General features: G+C 44.6%; 14 protein-coding genes. 9 read left to right on the forward strand and 5 right to left on the reverse strand.

The genetic code is table 11. The features are described 5' to 3' along the window. The first annotated feature begins 97 nt into the window (after window positions 1-97). Window positions 98-3,982 carry a hypothetical protein gene (locus U2P91_RS06750; protein WP_322519285.1) on the forward strand — a complete coding sequence of 1,295 codons (3,885 nt, stop codon included), beginning with the start codon at window positions 98-100 and terminating at the stop codon, window positions 3,980-3,982. Between the two features lie 180 nt (window positions 3,983-4,162). Here U2P91_RS06750 and U2P91_RS06755 read toward each other — a convergent pair whose 3' ends face one another. The 3 genes from U2P91_RS06755 to U2P91_RS06765 all read right to left on the reverse strand — a co-directional run bounded on the left by U2P91_RS06755 (window position 4,163) and on the right by U2P91_RS06765 (window position 7,278). Beyond that, window positions 4,163-4,660, reverse strand: a complete 498-nt coding sequence (locus U2P91_RS06755) for a hypothetical protein (protein ID WP_322519286.1) — start codon at window positions 4,658-4,660, stop codon at window positions 4,163-4,165. Between the two features lie 211 nt (window positions 4,661-4,871). Next, complete coding sequence (locus tag U2P91_RS06760; protein WP_111887785.1) at window positions 4,872-6,167, reverse strand: glutamate-5-semialdehyde dehydrogenase; 1,296 nt, start codon at window positions 6,165-6,167, stop codon at window positions 4,872-4,874. A 13-nt stretch (window positions 6,168-6,180) separates the two neighbouring features. Then, window positions 6,181-7,278 (reverse strand): tyrosine-protein phosphatase, encoded by a 1,098-nt coding sequence (locus tag U2P91_RS06765; RefSeq protein WP_111887784.1) that lies wholly within the window; start codon window positions 7,276-7,278, stop codon window positions 6,181-6,183. A gap of 110 nt (window positions 7,279-7,388) precedes the next feature. Between U2P91_RS06765 and hemW the strand changes: the two genes are divergently transcribed. The 8 genes from hemW to U2P91_RS06805 all read left to right on the forward strand — a co-directional run bounded on the left by hemW (window position 7,389) and on the right by U2P91_RS06805 (window position 15,965). Next, on the forward strand, window positions 7,389-8,567 hold the full coding sequence (gene hemW, locus U2P91_RS06770) for a radical SAM family heme chaperone HemW (RefSeq protein ID WP_111887783.1): 1,179 nt from the start codon (window positions 7,389-7,391) through the stop codon (window positions 8,565-8,567). 149 nt (window positions 8,568-8,716) lie between these two features. Then, window positions 8,717-9,751 carry a heat-inducible transcriptional repressor HrcA gene (hrcA, locus tag U2P91_RS06775; RefSeq protein WP_111887782.1) on the forward strand — a complete coding sequence of 345 codons (1,035 nt, stop codon included), beginning with the start codon at window positions 8,717-8,719 and terminating at the stop codon, window positions 9,749-9,751. An 8-nt stretch (window positions 9,752-9,759) separates the two neighbouring features. Beyond that, window positions 9,760-10,323: a nucleotide exchange factor GrpE gene (gene grpE / locus U2P91_RS06780; protein ID WP_322519287.1), complete on the forward strand. Its 564-nt coding sequence runs from the start codon at window positions 9,760-9,762 to the stop codon at window positions 10,321-10,323. A gap of 115 nt (window positions 10,324-10,438) precedes the next feature. Next, on the forward strand, window positions 10,439-12,268 hold the full coding sequence (gene dnaK / locus U2P91_RS06785) for a molecular chaperone DnaK (RefSeq protein ID WP_322519288.1): 1,830 nt from the start codon (window positions 10,439-10,441) through the stop codon (window positions 12,266-12,268). Window positions 12,269-12,767: 499 nt separating this feature from the next. Continuing rightward, window positions 12,768-13,940 (forward strand): molecular chaperone DnaJ, encoded by a 1,173-nt coding sequence (gene dnaJ / locus U2P91_RS06790; RefSeq protein WP_111887779.1) that lies wholly within the window; start codon window positions 12,768-12,770, stop codon window positions 13,938-13,940. A gap of 180 nt (window positions 13,941-14,120) precedes the next feature. Continuing rightward, the gene (gene cysK, locus U2P91_RS06795; protein WP_322519289.1) at window positions 14,121-15,053 is read left to right on the forward strand and encodes a cysteine synthase A; all 933 of its coding nucleotides are present in this window, start codon (window positions 14,121-14,123) and stop codon (window positions 15,051-15,053) included. Beyond that, window positions 15,050-15,484 (forward strand): RrF2 family transcriptional regulator, encoded by a 435-nt coding sequence (locus tag U2P91_RS06800; RefSeq protein ID WP_111887777.1) that lies wholly within the window; start codon window positions 15,050-15,052, stop codon window positions 15,482-15,484. The genes cysK and U2P91_RS06800 overlap by 4 nt, the downstream gene beginning before the upstream one ends. A gap of 49 nt (window positions 15,485-15,533) precedes the next feature. Further along, window positions 15,534-15,965, forward strand: coding sequence for an MOSC domain-containing protein (locus U2P91_RS06805; protein ID WP_111887776.1), 432 nt, complete (start codon window positions 15,534-15,536; stop codon window positions 15,963-15,965). 120 nt (window positions 15,966-16,085) lie between these two features. On the opposite strand, the gene U2P91_RS06810 is transcribed toward U2P91_RS06805, so the two are convergent. Together U2P91_RS06810 and U2P91_RS06815 are read right to left on the reverse strand one after the other, a co-directional pair. After that, complete coding sequence (locus tag U2P91_RS06810) at window positions 16,086-17,342, reverse strand: phosphotransferase (RefSeq protein ID WP_111887775.1); 1,257 nt, start codon at window positions 17,340-17,342, stop codon at window positions 16,086-16,088. A gap of 12 nt (window positions 17,343-17,354) precedes the next feature. Then, window positions 17,355-17,822: a EutP/PduV family microcompartment system protein gene (locus tag U2P91_RS06815; RefSeq protein ID WP_111887774.1), complete on the reverse strand. Its 468-nt coding sequence runs from the start codon at window positions 17,820-17,822 to the stop codon at window positions 17,355-17,357. Window positions 17,823-17,825 lie beyond the last annotated feature (3 nt).

The raw sequence follows: 17,825 nt of genomic DNA on the forward strand, positions 1-17,825 counted from the left end.
AAAAGTGATGCAATCATGTGATGATCTCGATCAGGGATTGCAAATGCGCTTAAAAACGTGTAGAATTGAAGTATAAAACGAGATGAGGAGTCCGCAGATGATAAAAAAAATAAAAGATAAGGATAGAGGAAAAAGCATGAAAAGAATGGGTGTCCCGATTTTATCGACGGCATTGCTGATTTCCATGGCATGTTCGTCAGGGGTTTATGCGGCTGATGCAACCCTTGACACCTCAGCGGCTTACGGCGTACAGTATAAAACGCATATTCAGGATATCGGTTGGGAAGGCTATTGGGTTACGAATGGTGATTTATCCGGGACAATCGGACAGGGCAAACGTTTGGAGAGCTTACGGGTTGAACTAGTCGGTGGCGTTCCGGTAACGGCGAATATACAGACCTATGTTCATGTTCAAAATAAGGGTAATTTAGGTCCCTTTGTCATGGGAAACATGGCCGGGACTGAAGGTCAGGGCCTGCGTCTGGAAAGCATCCGGTTGGTACTAAATAATCTTCCTGGCTATACTCTTCGTTATAATGTTCAGGTACAGAATGAAGGCTGGTTGAAGGATATTAATGACGATGCGACTTGGTTTATAAGCGGCGAAACAGCAGGCACAGCTGGAAAAGGATTGCGATTGGAAGGAATCCGGATCAAACTGGTAGCGGTTGATGAAAACATGCAGGCTTATTATTCGGCCTTGGCTGCTGTTAATGAATACGACTATACCAAGGCGTCCTGGGCGGATTATCAGGATATAGTCAATGAAAATATCGTTGATTCGGAAAATACGGTTGATGAGATTAAAACAGCCACTAGAAATATTAAGGCAGCTCAAGGTAATCTGGTCAAAGGTAAAATCATGTCCGGATATATTACTGCCCTTCAGGCTGTCAATGAAGCTGAATATACCCCTTCATCCTGGTCTGATTATATGATGGTGGTGGAAGACAATGTGGTCGATCAAGACAACACTCAAGCGGAAATCAATATGGCAACCCTTAATATTATGGATGCTCAAAAACAGCTTCAGTTTAAGGTAAACCTGACTGACTACGAAAAGGTACTGGCATCAGTCCGGGAAGAAGACTATACCGAACCATCCTGGTCAGTGTACCAGAATGTCTTGACCGCTAATGTTATGACCGAAGCAAATAGCCAGATTGAAGTGAATACTGCAGTGAATCGGATTAAACTGGCCCAGAATAAAATGGTGCGAAAGTTTGACTTTTCGGCATACAATGCACTTCTTAATGCGGTGAAGGAAGACGATTATATTGAATCATCTTGGTCGGTTTATCAGTTAATCGTTGATGATAATCAGGTTGATGAGGATGATACCCAGACCGATATCGAAACTGCGATTAAAAATATTGAAGCTGCTCAGGCGCGACTGGTAAAAAAGGCCGATCTTAAATATTATCAGGCAGCTCTTGATGCAGTCAATAAAAATGATTATACCACGGCCTCCTGGACGGAATATCAAAAAGCCATCAATACAATCATTGTAAATGTGACCAGTAATCAGGATGTGGTCAAAGCTGCGGTTGAAAATATCCTTGAAAACCAGAAAAAACTGGTACCTGCAGCGGATATGACCTATTATGAAATGGCTCTTGAAGCCGTTGGGCGTGATGACTATACCTCGGCCTCGTGGTTGGCCTATCAAAAAGTCGTCGATGCTAATGTCGTAATTCCGACGGATGGTCAGGAAGCGGTCAACCAGGCGATTCTAAATATCGAAGCAGCGCAGAAAAAGCTGGTGAAGGGTGCCAATCTTGATACTTACAAGGAAGTGCTGGCAGCGGTCAACAGTGATGGCTATACTTCGGCCTCCTGGGATAAATACCAGAAGGTAATTAGTAGAAATGTTATGACGGGAGATAAAACCCAGGCTCAGGTCGATGCGGCAACCGAAAAAATCCGGATCGCCCAGGCCGCACTAATTGAACGCGGTAGTCTGGATTTACCTGGCGGATATAACGAAACGATTGCCTCAAAAAGCGAGATTGATTATACCTCGACTTCCTGGGCAACCTATGACAAGGTGCTTAATTCCAATTATATGGATGCCGATAAATCTCAGGCTCAGATTGATACTGCAGTTCGAAATATTAAAAGAGGCCAGTTGGGTCTTAAAAAAGCGGGAGATCTAACGGAGTACCTGTACTTAGTCGAAAACAATAAGAACCTTGGAATCCCGATGGTACAAGGACAATATACATCGGCTACCTGGAATGTTTATCAGAAGATTCTTGACAAAAATGAAATGAATCGTGACAAAACCCAGACCCAGATTAATTCGGCGGTGGTAGCGATTGAACGGGCCCAGAAAAATTTGAAATTAAAGGGTGACATGACAGAATATAACGCTACCCTGGCTCTAGTGAAGGAAGCGGACTATACCGTTGCCAGCTGGTCGGCTTATCTAAAGGTGGTTATGTCGAAAGACAATTACATGAATGGCGATAATGATGAATCAGCGATAAAAGTAGCAATTGGTAATATTAAGCTGGCACAAACGACTGTGCTTAAGAAAAAAGGCAATGTCGATGATTATAATCGACTGATTGCCAAGTATGTGGGCCAACAGGATAAATTTACAACCAAGGGCTGGAATGCTTATATGGCAGTATTGGCCAAATATGTGATGACAACGGAAAATACCCAGGATCAGATTCAGTCAGCGATTACCTTTATCACTCTGGCGCAGGAAGAACTGCTTAATAACCCATCGGCCTACTTAGGCGAATACACGCGGGTGCTGGGATTGGTAGATGATGAAAGTTCCTATACGCCGGAATCATGGACGGCTTATATGGTAGTTGTCAATAAGTATCGAAGTATTACTAAGGATAGCCTTCAGAGTGATGTGGATAAGGCAACAGCGGCCATTTTAAAAGCGCAGTCAGATACCTTAGTCAGACAGAATGGCACCGAACTAAAAGCTTTCCAAAAGGTATTGGAACTGTATCAGAATAACTATCGTTCCGGTTCCGGTAATTTCTATGAGATCAATAAGAGTATCAGCAACTGGGAAATTTATGAACAGGCAGTGTTGCGCTATGCCAGCTTCTATGAAGATTACACCTGGAAGCCGTCGGCGATTACCACCCTGAGTAAGCCGGAAGAAATTACCGCGGCAACCAATGCGATTGATATAGCGATTCGGGCATTACGACCCAAGACAGAGCTAGGTTTGGATGGGGCGATTGCAAGCTACGAAGCAGTCAAAGCGGCAGCAATCCCCTGGAATAATGCGGCAATTGCAATGGAGTACACAGAAGATAGTTTTGAAGCTTATGCAACCATCTGCAGAGCTAATGATTTACAGAACCTGATCATTGATTCGACGGGAACCCTGATGACCCCAACCCTGATTAACAATGCCGCAGCAAATATTCAAGGGGCAATGGATTATAAAAAGCCGGTTCTACGGGCAAAAGATGGCGATGTTCAAAAGTTCCAGTTTGAAAAGAACTGGTACACTGAATTCAAGAAGGATTACTATACTAAGGCGCTTTGGACAGCTTATGAATCAAAAATTACAACCACGTATTATGATCTGGATCATCCGGAGAATATAGAGCAAACAAAGATTCAAGCCGATACCAACACCATTACGGCATTACGCGAAGCGTTAATCTACAATGCTTCGTACATCATGGAACAGGCGCGAATTACGGCAACCAATTTAGGTTCGTTTAGTAAAGATGGCACTCAGAATAATGTGATTGAAAGAACAAAAGCACTGATGAGCGGTATTAGTGGTTTGGAAAACTTTAATATTGCCAACTACAGCGTGACCTATATGCAAATAACCGGTGATGGAAAGGGAACAGCAACTATTTATCCTGATGGAAAAATCGATTCTATCGGAGATGGCAAGGCGACGGTTAAAATCAGTATTCAGGCCTTAAATGATACTGTTTCAACTGAAATTGTAACAACCGGAGAACTGACACTCACTATTATTCCCTAAGAATTTGATCTTCTTGCAAAATGATGATTCGATGATTAAACAAATTTTTGTAACAGATCTGAAGGTATACCTTCAGATCTGTTTTTTTTACTGGTAATAAGTTGGTGATGCGAAGAGTCATAAACATAAAAAGGGCTTAAAGTCATGACTTTAAGCCCTTTTTATGTTTAATTCATGTAATCACGAAACTCCGTTCACCACAACTTTCATCCCGGCCAGATCAAACCCGTCCTCACAGTAAACCGAATAGCCATAGGTTCCGGCAGTCCAGGTGGCCAGACCGGCTTTTCCGTCGTCATACTGGAATAGAACTGCCGCACTGGCAGTAGTGGTTTTGGTCTGACTGTTACTAAACTGAGTATAAACTCCAGCGATGTTTTCCATCCCGGAGTCAGCCTTTCGAGCCGTGTAGGCCACACCGTCCAGAGTAAAATCAGCCTGAGCAAGGTTGTCAGCAATGGTAAAGTATTTTACATCCGTAATCCCGGTGGGTAAGCTTTCAAAACTAAAGCCGATGGCTTCCTTAATTGCTTCCAGGGACGCCTGTTCCACCATCGGGTTGGGAATTTCAGTTTTGGAATCATCCTCTTTTTCGGCAGCAGGCGTGCAACCGGTAAAAAGAAGGGCAGTAAGGGAAATCAGAATCAAACTAACAAAGATTATTTTCTTTGATTTCATAGGGTACCTCTCTTTATTATATGACAGGGGTATCAAGATAAGGGGACGTTTGTTTGTCATGTGATTGATAATTATTGATGGCGATTGGGAATAACCAAGGGGTCAGACCCTCGCCCCTGTGACCCAGGATTAGCAGAGTAGTAAAAATTTTAACCAGCTTAACGCATTAGTTCGTAGGGGGGGGTAGTACCCGCCCGCACACCGTAACCAATCATATCGGGCAGTCCGTCTTCTGGGCCACATGAGTAAAATGACTTTTGCCACTGGCATAATCAGCCACGCATTGGCCATGGCCCAGTAGCTTAAACTTGTAACTCAGCAGTCCATCAAGCCCCACCGGGCCGCGGGCGTGAAGTTTGCCAGTGCTGATTCCGACCTCGGCGCCAAAGCCAAACCGGAAGCCGTCGCTGAAGCGGGTGGAACAGTTCCAGAATACTCCGGCAGAATCCACCAGCGTCATAAAGGTTTGGGCAGTCGCTTCGGTGGTGGTTAAAATCACATCGGTATGACCGGAGCCATAGGTGTTGATGTGATTAATGGCAGCAGCCAGATCAGGAACAATTTTGATTGAAAGGATATAATCGAGGTATTCGGTTTTCCAGTCCACTTCGGTAGCCGCTTCCACTGGGATAATCGCCTGGGTGGCGGGATCACCCTTGATATGAACACCCTTTGCTTCGAGTGCGGTTTTAAGTGTTGGCAGTAGCGCCGCCGCAATTTTTTCATTAACCAATAGCGTTTCCAAGGTATTGCAGGCGGCTACATATTGCGTTTTGGAATCAACGATAATTGCCACAGCTTGCGCCAGATTGGCGTCCTCATGTGCATAAACATGGCAGATCCCGTCAGCATGTCCCATTACGGGGATGTTGGAATTGTTCATAATATATTGAACAAAGTGATTAGAGCCCCGGGGAATAATCAGATCAATATACTGATCCAGAGCCAGCATGGCCGTGACGTCTTCGCGGGTTTCCAAATTTTGAATCCAATTAGTGGGCAGACCTACTGAGGCAGTGGCCTCATGAATGATTTTGGCGAGAATACGATTGGTTTCCAGAGCTTCGCGGCCACCTTTTAAGAGGACGGCATTGCCGCTTTTAAGACAAAGCGTGGAAATCTGCACAAAGGCATCGGGACGGGATTCAAAAATTACCCCAATAACGCCAATCGGACAGGTGACCTTGTAGAGATCAAGACCTTCATCCAGTTGTGTTGAGAGCTTGGTGGCCCCCAGAGGATCGGTGAGCTCGATCAGGCTGTGAATGCCCTCGATCACGTCATTGATTTTGTCAGCATCAAAGGTCAGGCGTTTAAGCAGTGGGGCGCCCAGCTTTTCCTCTTGAGAGCGTTTCATATCCGCCAGGTTGGCGGCGACAATGGCGTAGGTATTTTCTTCTAGTGCTTTGGCAATGGCAAGTAAACCAGCGTTTCGTGTTTTGGTATCGGTAGCGGCCAGTAAAATGCCGGCTTCCCGGGCAATTTTGCCCAATTGTTCCATTTGCATTGGCGTTTCCTCCTTATTTCGCTAATAAATTATCACGGATCTTTTTAAAATCTTTCTCCCGTAAATCGGTTTTTTCCATTAAATAGGTTTCAACATTTCCAAAATGAGTGTTGACATAATCCATCGAAGTCTTTAGCCAATCCGGCTTGACACCGTAAAATTCCCAGAGGTGATAATTCTCGATGCCTAATTCCTCGGACATGATATTGCCCAGGAGGTTATAGCTTTCGTCGAAGGTCAGGTTGGTAAGGGTGTAATCAGAAAGGATCACATCCTCTTTTACGCCTAAAATGCTTAAAATCAGATAAGTCATAAAACCGGTGCGGTCCTTGCCGTTGGTGCAATGGTAAAGAATGGGGGATTCAGAAGGTTCAGTTAAATACTTAAGCACCTCGGCGAAGCGTTGGGCCCGATCTTCGGTCTGGAGCTTATAGATACGACGCATAAAGGCATCCACCATGCCCGGCTGGGTAAAATCTTTGTGATCCAGTCCCATATCATCGCCGGAGAAAATTGGCAACAGGTGATACTCGGCTGTTTTGGGCAGGCGGTCAACCTGTCGTTCGGCTTTGGATTTGTTTCTAAAATCAAAGACATGTTTGAGTCGCAGCGCGGCAAAATAAGACACATCTTTATCGGACAGATGGGCCAGTTCTTCACTGCGGATAACCTTTCGCCATTTTATCTTTCGGCCGTCCATTCCGGTATAGCCGCCGATATCCCGAATATTAATCGAGTTTTCGAGTTGGATCAGACGTTTGCCGAGCTGGGTTTCGTCACAGAAGATGAGGTTATTTTCATCTTTGAAGTTATATAGGATTCGTCCGTTTGGCGCAATCAGACCCGGATAGGCGTTTTTTTCCTGATCGGCTTTTGGGGCAGGATGAACCTCTGCCGGGAGAATTGTTTTAAGTTGCTCTGGATCGATGCGTGCCGCGGTTTGCTGGTTTGCCGCTTTAGAACCTGCGGCCTTGATCGCTTTAGAGGCAGGCTGAGCGGTAGTGATGGTTTTTGACGACTTCTTTTTGTCAAGCAGTTTTCGTACCAGAAAATAGGCTGGAACGATTGCAGCTGCGCCGGCAATGATGGCAATGGTGGTTACTTTTTTCATTGATGATTTCCTTTCTGTGACTTCGTTTAGTTTCTAATTATAGGTAATGACTATGTTATAATTATAGCATAAATCAAAGAAAAAAAGTCTTTAAAATGCGAGGAGAATGAATGAATACCACAAAAACTAAGGCGTTAGGTAGTCAACCCAAAAATACACTAGGTATTTATTGCCATATCCCTTTTTGCAAAAAAAAATGTGCCTATTGTGATTTTACTTCTCTTTCCGCCCAGAGCGAGGAGCGGATTGGGGAGTATTTTGATGCACTGGAAAAGGAAATAAGACGTCACAAGGAAATCAATGGTGTTTTACCGGCTGTGGACACCATCTATTTGGGGGGCGGTACCCCATCGTCGATTGCACCCGGTTATATTGAAAAAACATTGTCTCTTATAAAGGAAGTCTTTGTAATTGAGGATACGGCGGAAATCACCATTGAAATTAATCCGGGAACCTTAACAGAAGAGAAGGCCAGCCGCTATAAGAAAGCGGGGATCAATCGGATCAGTATGGGTCTGCAGGCCTGGCAGGACTTTCTGCTTCAAATCCTCGGTCGGATTCACAGCCAGTCGGATTTTATTAAATCGATGGAAATTTTAAAAAACGTCGGTTTTTCAAACATCAGCGTCGATGTGATGGTCGGTTTACCGGGTCAGAAACGATCGGATGTGATGGCGACACTGATCGCGCTGATGTCTTTTGCGCCCACCCATCTGTCGTGCTACAGCTTAATTTTAGAGCCGGGTACCCCGATGGCCAATTGGGTCGCAGCGGGGCAGCTAAATTTGCCCGATGAAGATGAAGAGCGGGAAATGCACTGGGCAGTCGATGCGTTTCTAAAAGAGCAGGGTTATGACCATTATGAGATTTCCAGTTACTGTAAGCCCGGCTATCAAAGCCGCCACAACATTAAATATTGGGAACTGGTGCCCTATCTGGGCTTTGGTCTGGGTGCCCATGGTTATTTTAATAGTCGGCGCTATGGTAACACCAATGCACTAAGTCAGTATATCGATGTCATCAAGGCCGGAGAATCCCCAGCAACATTAGAAGCTGAGATGACGCCCCGGGAAATGATGAGTGAGTGGATGTTTTTAGGTTTGCGTAAGCTTTGCGGCATTCGGGATAGTGATTTTTTTGCCCGTTTTGGCCAAAGTTATTGGGATCGATATGGTGAGGTCATAAAGCCGCTGATTGCTGATGGTTTGCTTAATTGGGATGGGTCATTTTTAAAGCTGACACCAAAAGGACAGGATTTTGGAAACCAGGTATTTATGGCTTTTCTATAGATGAAATCAGATCAAAAAAATATCTTAAGAAAACTTTAAAAGGTGAGCAAGCTATTATAGAAACTAGTTGACAATGTAGGGGGTAGGATGTTATATTTAACTCAGATGTTAGCACTCGATTATTGTGAGTGCTAATAACGAGGTGAATCATGGAACTTAACGCACGTAAAAAGAAAATACTTGAAGTGATCATCCGTGATTATATTAATACGGCCGAGCCGGTTGGCTCCCGGACCCTTTCAAAAAGATGTAACCTGGGTATCAGCCCGGCCACCATCCGAAATGAAATGGCAGATCTTGAAGAGTTAGGTTTTTTAGTTCAACCCCATACCTCTTCGGGACGGATTCCGACCCAGCAGGCGTATCGTTATTATGTGGATGAAATCATGGAGATTCAGAAACTTGAGAAGATGATCCGAACGGATATTCATCGGGGTTTTCTGGATCATACCACTGAACTGGGGCTGACGATGTCCCATACGGCGCAGGTTCTGTCTCAGCTAACCAATTACACAGCAGTGGTTCTGGCACCTCGGGTTACAAATTTTAACTGTAAGCATGTTCAGATTGTTTCATTAATTAAAAACAGGGTACTTATGGTAGTAGTGACCCAGGAGGGGATGGCCAAAAATATTGAGGTAACCCTTTCTCAGGAGGTAGACGCGATTCTGGCGCTAAAGCTTTCCAATGTGATTAATGGCTTTCTGAAAAACACCATTCTCAGTGACATGAGTTCGGAGCTTATTGATCAGATCCAGGAATTGTCACCAGCCGAGAGTAAGCTGATTCACGAAATTATCCCCCAACTTAAAAAAGTCTTGATGGAGGATGACTCGGAAGTTCACTCCACGGGGTTAACGAACCTTTTCAATTATCCGGAATTCAGTGATGTGAATAAGATTAAACAACTGATCAATATTGTTCAGGAAAAACAGGTGTTGTCGGAAATGATGACATCGAAAGACGGCAACCAGATCATCCGCATTAAAATAGGCAGTGAAAATGACAATGAAAACCTTAAGGATTTTAGCATCATTACCTCCACCTATGAACTGGATGGCGAGATGATGGGGGCCTTTGGCGTGATTGGGCCGACTCGGATGAACTATGACAATGTCTCATCGGTTCTCAATTACATACGTAATGAGTTAAATTTACATATCTCAAATTTATTAATGAAATAGGTGATTAAATGATAAAAGAAGAGGAAATCCAAACCATCGAAGAAAATGAACAAACGCTAAAAGAAGCTGACGCGGTAACCGACGAGGAATTAACAGATGACATTGACGAAACAGCATCGCCGGAAGAGGTATTAGAGAGTGTAAAGGAGGATGAGGCTGTATTGAATCGCTTGGTTCGACTTCAGGCTGATTTTGAGAACTTCAAAAAGCGAAGTCAAAAAGAAAAAACAGAAATGTATCAGTTCGCATCAGAAAACTTTGCTACCAAGCTGTTGCCAGTAATGGACAATCTGGAGCGGGCGCAAGCCGCCCTAACCGATGCCAGTGAGGAAGCCAAGGGCTATATTGACGGATTGGAAATGGTTTTTAAACAACTTAAGGATGTGCTCAAAGAAGAAGGTCTGGAAGAAATTGTTTGTGAAGGTCCCTTTGATCCAAATCTCCACCACGGTGTGGCGGTCGGTACAGATGAGCAAAAGGAAGACCAGGATATTATTGATGTTTTCCAAAAAGGTTACAAATTCAAGGGTAAGGTGATCCGACCAGCGATGGTTAAGGTTTGTAGCAAATAATATTAATTAAGACATAACCCGTCTAAAGTTGAAAATCTGCTGGTGGAAAGCACCAGTACTGAATTTTCATTTTAATAGAATAAACTTAAAAGCAAAATTACAGGAGGAAATAGATATGAGTAAAGAAAAAATTATCGGGATTGACTTAGGGACCACAAATTCGTGTGTTGCCGTTTTAGAAGGCGGTGAAGCCGTCGTTATCCCTAACGCAGAAGGAAACAGAACGACCCCATCGGTTGTTGCTTTTGCCAAAGATGGCGAACGATTAGTTGGACAGGTTGCCAAACGACAAGCCGTTACGAATCCGGACCGCACTATTTCATCAATTAAACGCGATATGGGCACCGATAAAAAAGTAACAGTTGATGATAAAAGTTATACCCCTCAGGAAATTTCAGCGATGATTCTGCAAAAATTAAAAGCAGATGCTGAAGCTTATCTGGGAGAAACGGTTACAAAAGCAGTTATTACGGTACCAGCGTACTTCAGTGATGCCCAAAGACAAGCGACCAAAGATGCTGGTCGGATTGCCGGGCTGGAAGTTTTAAGAATTATCAATGAACCAACTGCAGCCGCTTTAGCCTATGGCTTAGACAAAGATGCCAATGATAAGATCATGGTTTATGACCTTGGGGGCGGAACCTTTGATGTATCAATTCTGGAACTTGGCGATGGCGTTTTCGAAGTTAAATCAACCAATGGGAATAATCATTTAGGTGGTGATGACTTTGACCAGAAAATCATCGATTGGATGGCAGCAGAGTTTAAGAAAACCCACGGACTGGATCTTAAAAATGATAAAATGGCCCTTCAGAGACTTAAAGAAGCGGCTGAAAAAGCTAAAATCGAATTATCAACGGTTATGAAATCAGACATTAATTTACCATTTATTACGGCAACGGCAGAAGGTCCACAGCATTTGGAATTATCGCTGACCCGCGCTAAATTTGATGAATTAACTTCTGACCTGGTGAAGAGTACCATCGGACCAGTTGAAAAAGCCATGAAGGATGCCGGTCTTTCCAAGAATGAGTTGGACAAGGTAATCCTGGTTGGTGGTTCCACAAGAACACCGGCAGTACAGGATGCAGTTAAAAATATTACCGGTGAAGATGCGTATAAAGGAATTAATCCGGATGAATGTGTTGCGATTGGAGCAGCGATCCAGGCTGGTGTATTAGCTGGTGAAGTCCATGATGTATTACTCCTTGATGTAACGCCATTATCACTGGGGATTGAAACCCTGGGCGGTGTATTTACCCGATTAATCGACCGTAATACCACCATCCCAACCAAGAGAAGTCAGACCTTCTCGACCGCAGCTGATAATCAGACCGCTGTTGATATCCATGTTTTACAAGGTGAACGCGAAATGTCCAAGGATAATAAAACCTTGGGTCGATTCCAATTAACAGGTATTCCATCCGCACGTCGTGGTATTCCACAAATCGAGGTAACCTTTGATATTGATGCCAATGGGATTGTTAATGTATCTGCTAAGGATATGGGAACCGGGAAGTCTCAGAACGTCGTGATTAAATCCACCACGAATATGAGTGATGATGAGATTGATAAAGCCGTTAAAGAGGCAGAACAACATGCTGAAGAAGATAAACGCGTTAAAGCTTTAATCGAAGCGAAAAACGTTGCTGATTCCACCCTTTACCAGACCGAACAGTCATTAAAAGAAATGGAAGGCAAGATTTCAGAAGAAGATAAGGCCAAGGTTGAAGCAGCCATGGCAGAACTAAAAACAGCCAGCGAAGGCGAAGATGTGGAAGCCATTACCAAGGCTACCGAAGCTTTAAATGAAGCCTTCTATCCACTGGCTCAGAAAATGTATGAAGAAGCAGCAGCCCAACAGGCCCCAGACGAGCAAGAATCGTCTGATCAAGGTGATGATGATGATGTTGTCGATGCTGAATATGAGGAAGTAAAAGAGTAAGATTTGCCTGTAACCGGCAATAACCAGTGGCAGCCAAGGCTGCCACTCTTTTTCGTGGAGGCAACGAGCCATGTGGGAGCTTGCTCACATTTGGCGACTGCCCGCGAACGGCTCAAAACGCGGGTGAGCGTTTTGAAAAGTTTCGTGGAGGCAACGAGCCATGTGGGTTTGGTGTGCCGTACCGACAATTGTTACATCATGTTGTACGCATCGGAGCGGACACGGCATCGCCTGTCCGATTCTGCGCGCAGGCAACGAGCCAATCACAAGCTTGCTTGTAGTTGGCGACTGCCCGCGACCAATGCGAAAGGAGCAAAGCGGATTTCGCATGGCGCGGCGAACAACAGATTAACAATTGGTCGGTACTAATATTAAGGTTTGTTTCCAACTTTTGGGAATACCACGCTCTACGAAAAAAGGCTTTGACACGTTGCTTCAAAAAGGTATAATTAGTAGTTGGTTAGTTGGTGTTTAGGATTCAAAAGAGGTGAGAGTATTTATGAGTGAAAAAAGAGATTACTATGAGGTGCTTGGGGTCGGTAAAGATTCCAGCCCGGATGAGATAAAAAAAGCCTATCGAAAAAAGGCCATGGAGTTCCATCCGGATAAGAATCCGGGGGATAGTGTTGCTGAAGAAAAATTCAAAGAAGCGAATGAAGCCTATGAAATTTTAAGCGACGAGGAAAAAAAATCTCGTTATGATCAATATGGTCATGCAGGGGTTGACCCCAGTGCCGGCGGTTACGGCGGCGGTGGTTATAGTGGCGGTGGCTTTGGCGGTTTTGAAGATATCTTTGGCGATATTTTCAGTGCCTTTGGCGGCGGCGGCGGATTTAGTGGCAGTCGGGGCGGTCGTCGTTCCAACCGTGGGTCGGACATGAAGATCAATATCAATCTGTCCTTCCATGAGGCTGTTTTTGGTGTTGAAAAGAAGATTAAAATCAAACGTAACGAAGAATGTGGAACCTGTGGTGGCACCGGGGCTGAAAAAGGTTCAACGTCAAAAACATGTGATCAATGTGGCGGCTCTGGTCAGGTTTATGTACGGCAGCAAACACCTTTTGGAACGGTTCAACAGGTTCACACCTGCGACAAGTGCCATGGTGAGGGAAAAATCATTGATAAACCCTGTCCGACCTGTCATGGATCTGGCCTTGAATCCAAGGAACGCACCATCAGCATCAAGATCCCAGCCGGTGTATACGACGGCTCGATTCTACCACTAAGAGGTCAGGGTAATGCCGGGCCAAACCATGGTAGCACGGGCGATTTGCTTGTTTATATCAGTGTTCGGGAAGATCCGTTGTTTAAACGGAGCGACGATGACATTTACTATGAACTACCAATTACCTATGCCCAGGCGGCTATGGGAGACAGCATTGTAGTGCCTACCATTGACAGCAAGATCAAGCTTAAAATACCAGAAGGCACTCAAAACGGCAAGGTTTTCCGATTAAAAGGAAAAGGGGTCCCCAACGTCAATGGTCGTGGTCGGGGCGATCAGTTTATTACCATCAAGGTGGAAGTGCCACGTAAACTTAGCCGTGAACAGCGCCATGCCTTAAATGAGTATGCCAAGGTTGCGGGAGAAGATGCTCACCCTGAAGGCAAGCGTTTCTGGTCTCGCGTAGAAGCTGAGGCGAAGGAAAGTCATCCTAAAAAAGATGCCTGATCGTTTTAGGTTAGTATAAAGTTTTAAATGCCGGAGAAATCCGGCATTTTTTAGTTGACAAAGAAAAGCATGAGGCATATAATGAACCTACCAAAACATATCGAAATGATATGAATTAAGCAAGCCGTGTTCGGAAATATTAATTGAATTATAATTTTAAGGATAATGTGAGGTAAGAAGATGTCTAAAATTGCAAAAAATCTAACCGATTTAATTGGAAATACACCCTTATTGGAATTGTCGAACTATGAAAAAAGCCTGGAGCTGGAAGCTAAGCTGATCGCCAAGCTGGAATATTTTAATCCGTTATCTTCAGTGAAAGACCGGATTGGGTTTGCGATGATTGAAGCCGGCGAAAAAGCCGGGCTAATTAAAGAAGGTACCGTGATTATTGAACCAACCAGTGGCAACACCGGGGTTGGGCTGGCTTTTGTGGCGGCCGCCAAAGGGTATCGTCTTATTTTGACGATGCCGGAAACCATGAGCGTAGAACGTCGTAATCTGCTTTCGGCACTTGGGGCAGAGTTGGTACTGACACCAGGGGCAACCGGAATGAAAGGCGCCATTGCTAAAGCTACTGAATTGGCAGAAACCATTCCCAACGCTTTTATTCCCCAGCAGTTTGATAATCCCGCCAATCCGGAAATTCACCGTCAAACCACGGCCATTGAAATTTGGAATGATACCGATGGCGAAGTTGATATTTTTGTGGCTGGCATTGGCACCGGCGGAACCATTACCGGAGTCGGAGAAGTATTAAAAGAAAAGAAACCCGGAGTTCAAATTGTTGCGGTTGAACCAGAGGCTTCGCCGGTACTTTCCGGTGGCAGTCCGGGACCTCATAAGATTCAGGGGATTGGGGCTGGTTTCGTGCCCGGGGTTTTAAATACGGCTGTTTATGATGAAATTATTGCGGTCAGCAACGACAATGCTTTTAAAACAGCGAGAAACGTTGCCCAAAATGAAGGGCTGCTGGTCGGAATTTCTTCTGGAGCGGCCTTGTATGCCGCCATAGAACTGGCAAAACGCCCTGAAAACAAGGGAAAAACCATCGTGGTGCTGTTGCCGGATACGGGCGAACGCTATCTGTCAACGGGTTTATACGCGTTATGAAAATATCAACAAAAGGACGATATGCCCTGCGCCTAATGCTGGACCTGGCGATTAACAATACCGGGGAATACATTCCCATCAAACGGATTGCTGAGCGTCAGGAGATTTCAGAGAAATATTTAGAGCAGATTATCACCCAGATTTCAAGAGCGGGCTTTGTGAGAAGTGTCCGGGGATCACAAGGGGGTTACCAACTGGCCAATCCGCCGGCAGAATACACCGTTGGGATGATTTTACGACTGATGGAAGGGGAGTTGTCCCCGGTGGCCTGCTTGGATGAGCCGGGTAGCTGTGATCGCGCGGATCGCTGTGTTACGGTTGATGTCTGGCGGCAAATCAAAGATGCGATTGAAAATGTGGTGGATAATATCACCCTGGCCGACTTGGTAAAGTCTTATCATGAAAAAGGCAATTGCGAGTATTTTATTTAGAAATAACGGGAATAATGTTAAGAGAAAGTGATGGGAGTAGGTGGCACCGGTGGGAAAGGTTACAGCGATTTATCAAAGTATCGAAAAGGGTGAGCAGATTCGCCTGGATCAGCCAGCGCTTTTTATTGCGGGGTTCGGACTCGAAGGCGATAGTCACGGCGGTCGCGATCGACGACAGGTCTGTTTGTTTGGGCTTAGCAGCATTGAACAATTAAAAGAGGCCGACGGGGCTGGTTTATGTACCAGGCGGTTTAAACAAAATATTACAACCGCAGACATCAAGCTGTTTAAATTGCCACTGGGTACTCAGGTTAAGATTGGGGAAACGCTTCAGGAAATAACTCAGATTGGCAAAAAATGTTTTGGCTGTGAAATAGCAGATCAAGACGGAAAATGTATATTGGCCAATGAAGTTGTTTTTACGGCCGTGATCGAAGGTGGCTATATTAAAGAAGGTGACTTTGTTACGGTCATAAAATAATACATGAACACGATTATGGCATTGTGAATTTATGGTCATGGTATATCCGCCTAAAATAGAAAATATATTTACACAAAATACCGCTGATTTCATATATAAAATCAGCGGTATTTCGTGTTGTTAAGCCAGGTTTTTTAGTAACAGGGTATATTCTTTTATGTGGGTATACTTTTTTTGGTTTTGCATCAGCTCTCTGGAAATGTCCAGGCCCAGAAGTGAGGGGACTAAACGGTTTGCTTCAGGAAGCCTGAGCAGGTCATAGCAGATGCCGCGGTTAGCCAGTCGGGATAGGACATTGACCCCCGTGTATGACAAGGCATTTTGCAGCTGATCAATGAGATAAGCATCCACATCCAGATTTTTTAAGCTGTAGCTTTCCTCCCGATGGGCTTCCACCAGCTGGCGGAATTCATTTTGAAAGGTGGTATACAGATCAGTGATGGTGGTCAACAGGTAGGCCTGGAAATCGTTTTTTTCAGCGGTTGTCCGGGACTCATCACCAAACCAGGAAACATAGTTCAGGGTTAAGCTGGCAGTGAGTCGGCCAAAATCCTGGGCCAGCGGACCAAAACCGGCAAATTCTCCATCGATGATGCGGACGTCGTCAAAGCTGATCATGATGTTGGAACTGTGAAGGTCGGTATGAATCAGACATTCCTTATCATTTAGGAATTTGTTTTCCAAACGTTTGAATTCGGCCTGAATTTGAGGATTATCCACCAGTAAGGCTCTTTTTTCATCCGTGCCGGGAATCATCTCCCGTTCCCAGGAAACACCGATGTTTTCCCGAAAAAGAAAGGGGGCCAGGGCTGTGTATTCCGGATTTATAAAAAACCGTTCAACTTCAGATTTTTTATAGTTGGTGAGATGTAAATTGGAGGAGAAAAAAAGATTGCGGGCAAAAAATGCGCCAATCTTAGCAGTAAAATGTCCGTGTTTAACCATCCGGCAGAGCTCAAAACGGAGCAAACTCAAATCCATTAAATCCTCCATAACAATGATCCGGTTGGGTTCGTCAAAGAGATAAATTTCAGGACTGATGCCGGGATAGACCGAGTTCCAAAAAATAAGGGTGGCTATTTCCGAGCGCATCCGACCCAGATCCAGGGTCCAGCCATCGCCATCAGCTTCTTCCACGGTATTATTTTTTTCGTCCTCAATCCGAAACCGGGGCATGGAGAGCATTTGTTTCATGATCACTGATTTTCCCGACTGGTCGTAGACATGATAGATTAAGTTAACAAATCCTTCAATGCTTTCTTTTACGGCGTGTAAATCGACCACGGTAAGGTTGGCATCGGTTGGAAAGATGTTTTTTTCTTTAAGGTAGTTGGCAACGCCTGCCACTGTTAAATTGCCATAGCTGTCATAGGTCATTTTTTCACTTCCTTACTTATTGCGGTGGGGTTCCATATAATGATGGATGGTAGCTTCTAATTCCGGGATTCCTTCGCCACTATAGGCACTGACCACATAGATGTGTTTAGGATTGATACCGGCATAAATAAGAAGATTGCGGCTCCGTTTAATATTGCATTCGGGGAGATCTGTTTTTGTGATCACGCCAATCGAGGGAATGTTATAGGTATGGATAAAATTGGGTGGAAAGGCATTCTGGGAATCCATACAGGAACAAACCAGGATCACCAGTCCGGCGTCCATGGTAATATTTATGGCCTGACGTGAAAAAAACGGGAGTTCGATAAACTCCCCAGGGGTATCAATGAAATCGTCATAGTAACTGACCATTTGGGTCTTGGAATATTTAAGTTCTTCTTCATTTAGCCGTTGCATCAAGGTGGTTTTGCCGCTGCCGATTTTTCCGATTAAGGCCACCCGTTTTCGATTATTGGCCATCTA

It is taken from the genome of Acetobacterium sp. K1/6 (assembly GCF_034438075.1).
Classification (GTDB): Bacteria; Bacillota; Clostridia; order Eubacteriales; family Eubacteriaceae; genus Acetobacterium; species Acetobacterium carbinolicum.

Coding starts and splice junctions, on each gene's coding strand:
- U2P91_RS06750 (WP_322519285.1), top strand. CDS start 98: ATGATAAAAAAAATAAAAGATAAGGATAGAGGAAAAAGCATGAAAAGA.
- U2P91_RS06755 (WP_322519286.1), bottom strand. CDS start 4,660: ATGAAATCAAAGAAAATAATCTTTGTTAGTTTGATTCTGATTTCCCTT.
- U2P91_RS06760 (WP_111887785.1), bottom strand. CDS start 6,167: ATGCAAATGGAACAATTGGGCAAAATTGCCCGGGAAGCCGGCATTTTA.
- U2P91_RS06765 (WP_111887784.1), bottom strand. CDS start 7,278: ATGAAAAAAGTAACCACCATTGCCATCATTGCCGGCGCAGCTGCAATC.
- hemW (WP_111887783.1), top strand. CDS start 7,389: ATGAATACCACAAAAACTAAGGCGTTAGGTAGTCAACCCAAAAATACA.
- hrcA (WP_111887782.1), top strand. CDS start 8,717: ATGGAACTTAACGCACGTAAAAAGAAAATACTTGAAGTGATCATCCGT.
- grpE (WP_322519287.1), top strand. CDS start 9,760: ATGATAAAAGAAGAGGAAATCCAAACCATCGAAGAAAATGAACAAACG.
- dnaK (WP_322519288.1), top strand. CDS start 10,439: ATGAGTAAAGAAAAAATTATCGGGATTGACTTAGGGACCACAAATTCG.
- dnaJ (WP_111887779.1), top strand. CDS start 12,768: ATGAGTGAAAAAAGAGATTACTATGAGGTGCTTGGGGTCGGTAAAGAT.
- cysK (WP_322519289.1), top strand. CDS start 14,121: ATGTCTAAAATTGCAAAAAATCTAACCGATTTAATTGGAAATACACCC.
- U2P91_RS06800 (WP_111887777.1), top strand. CDS start 15,050: ATGAAAATATCAACAAAAGGACGATATGCCCTGCGCCTAATGCTGGAC.
- U2P91_RS06810 (WP_111887775.1), bottom strand. CDS start 17,342: ATGACCTATGACAGCTATGGCAATTTAACAGTGGCAGGCGTTGCCAAC.
- U2P91_RS06815 (WP_111887774.1), bottom strand. CDS start 17,822: ATGGCCAATAATCGAAAACGGGTGGCCTTAATCGGAAAAATCGGCAGC.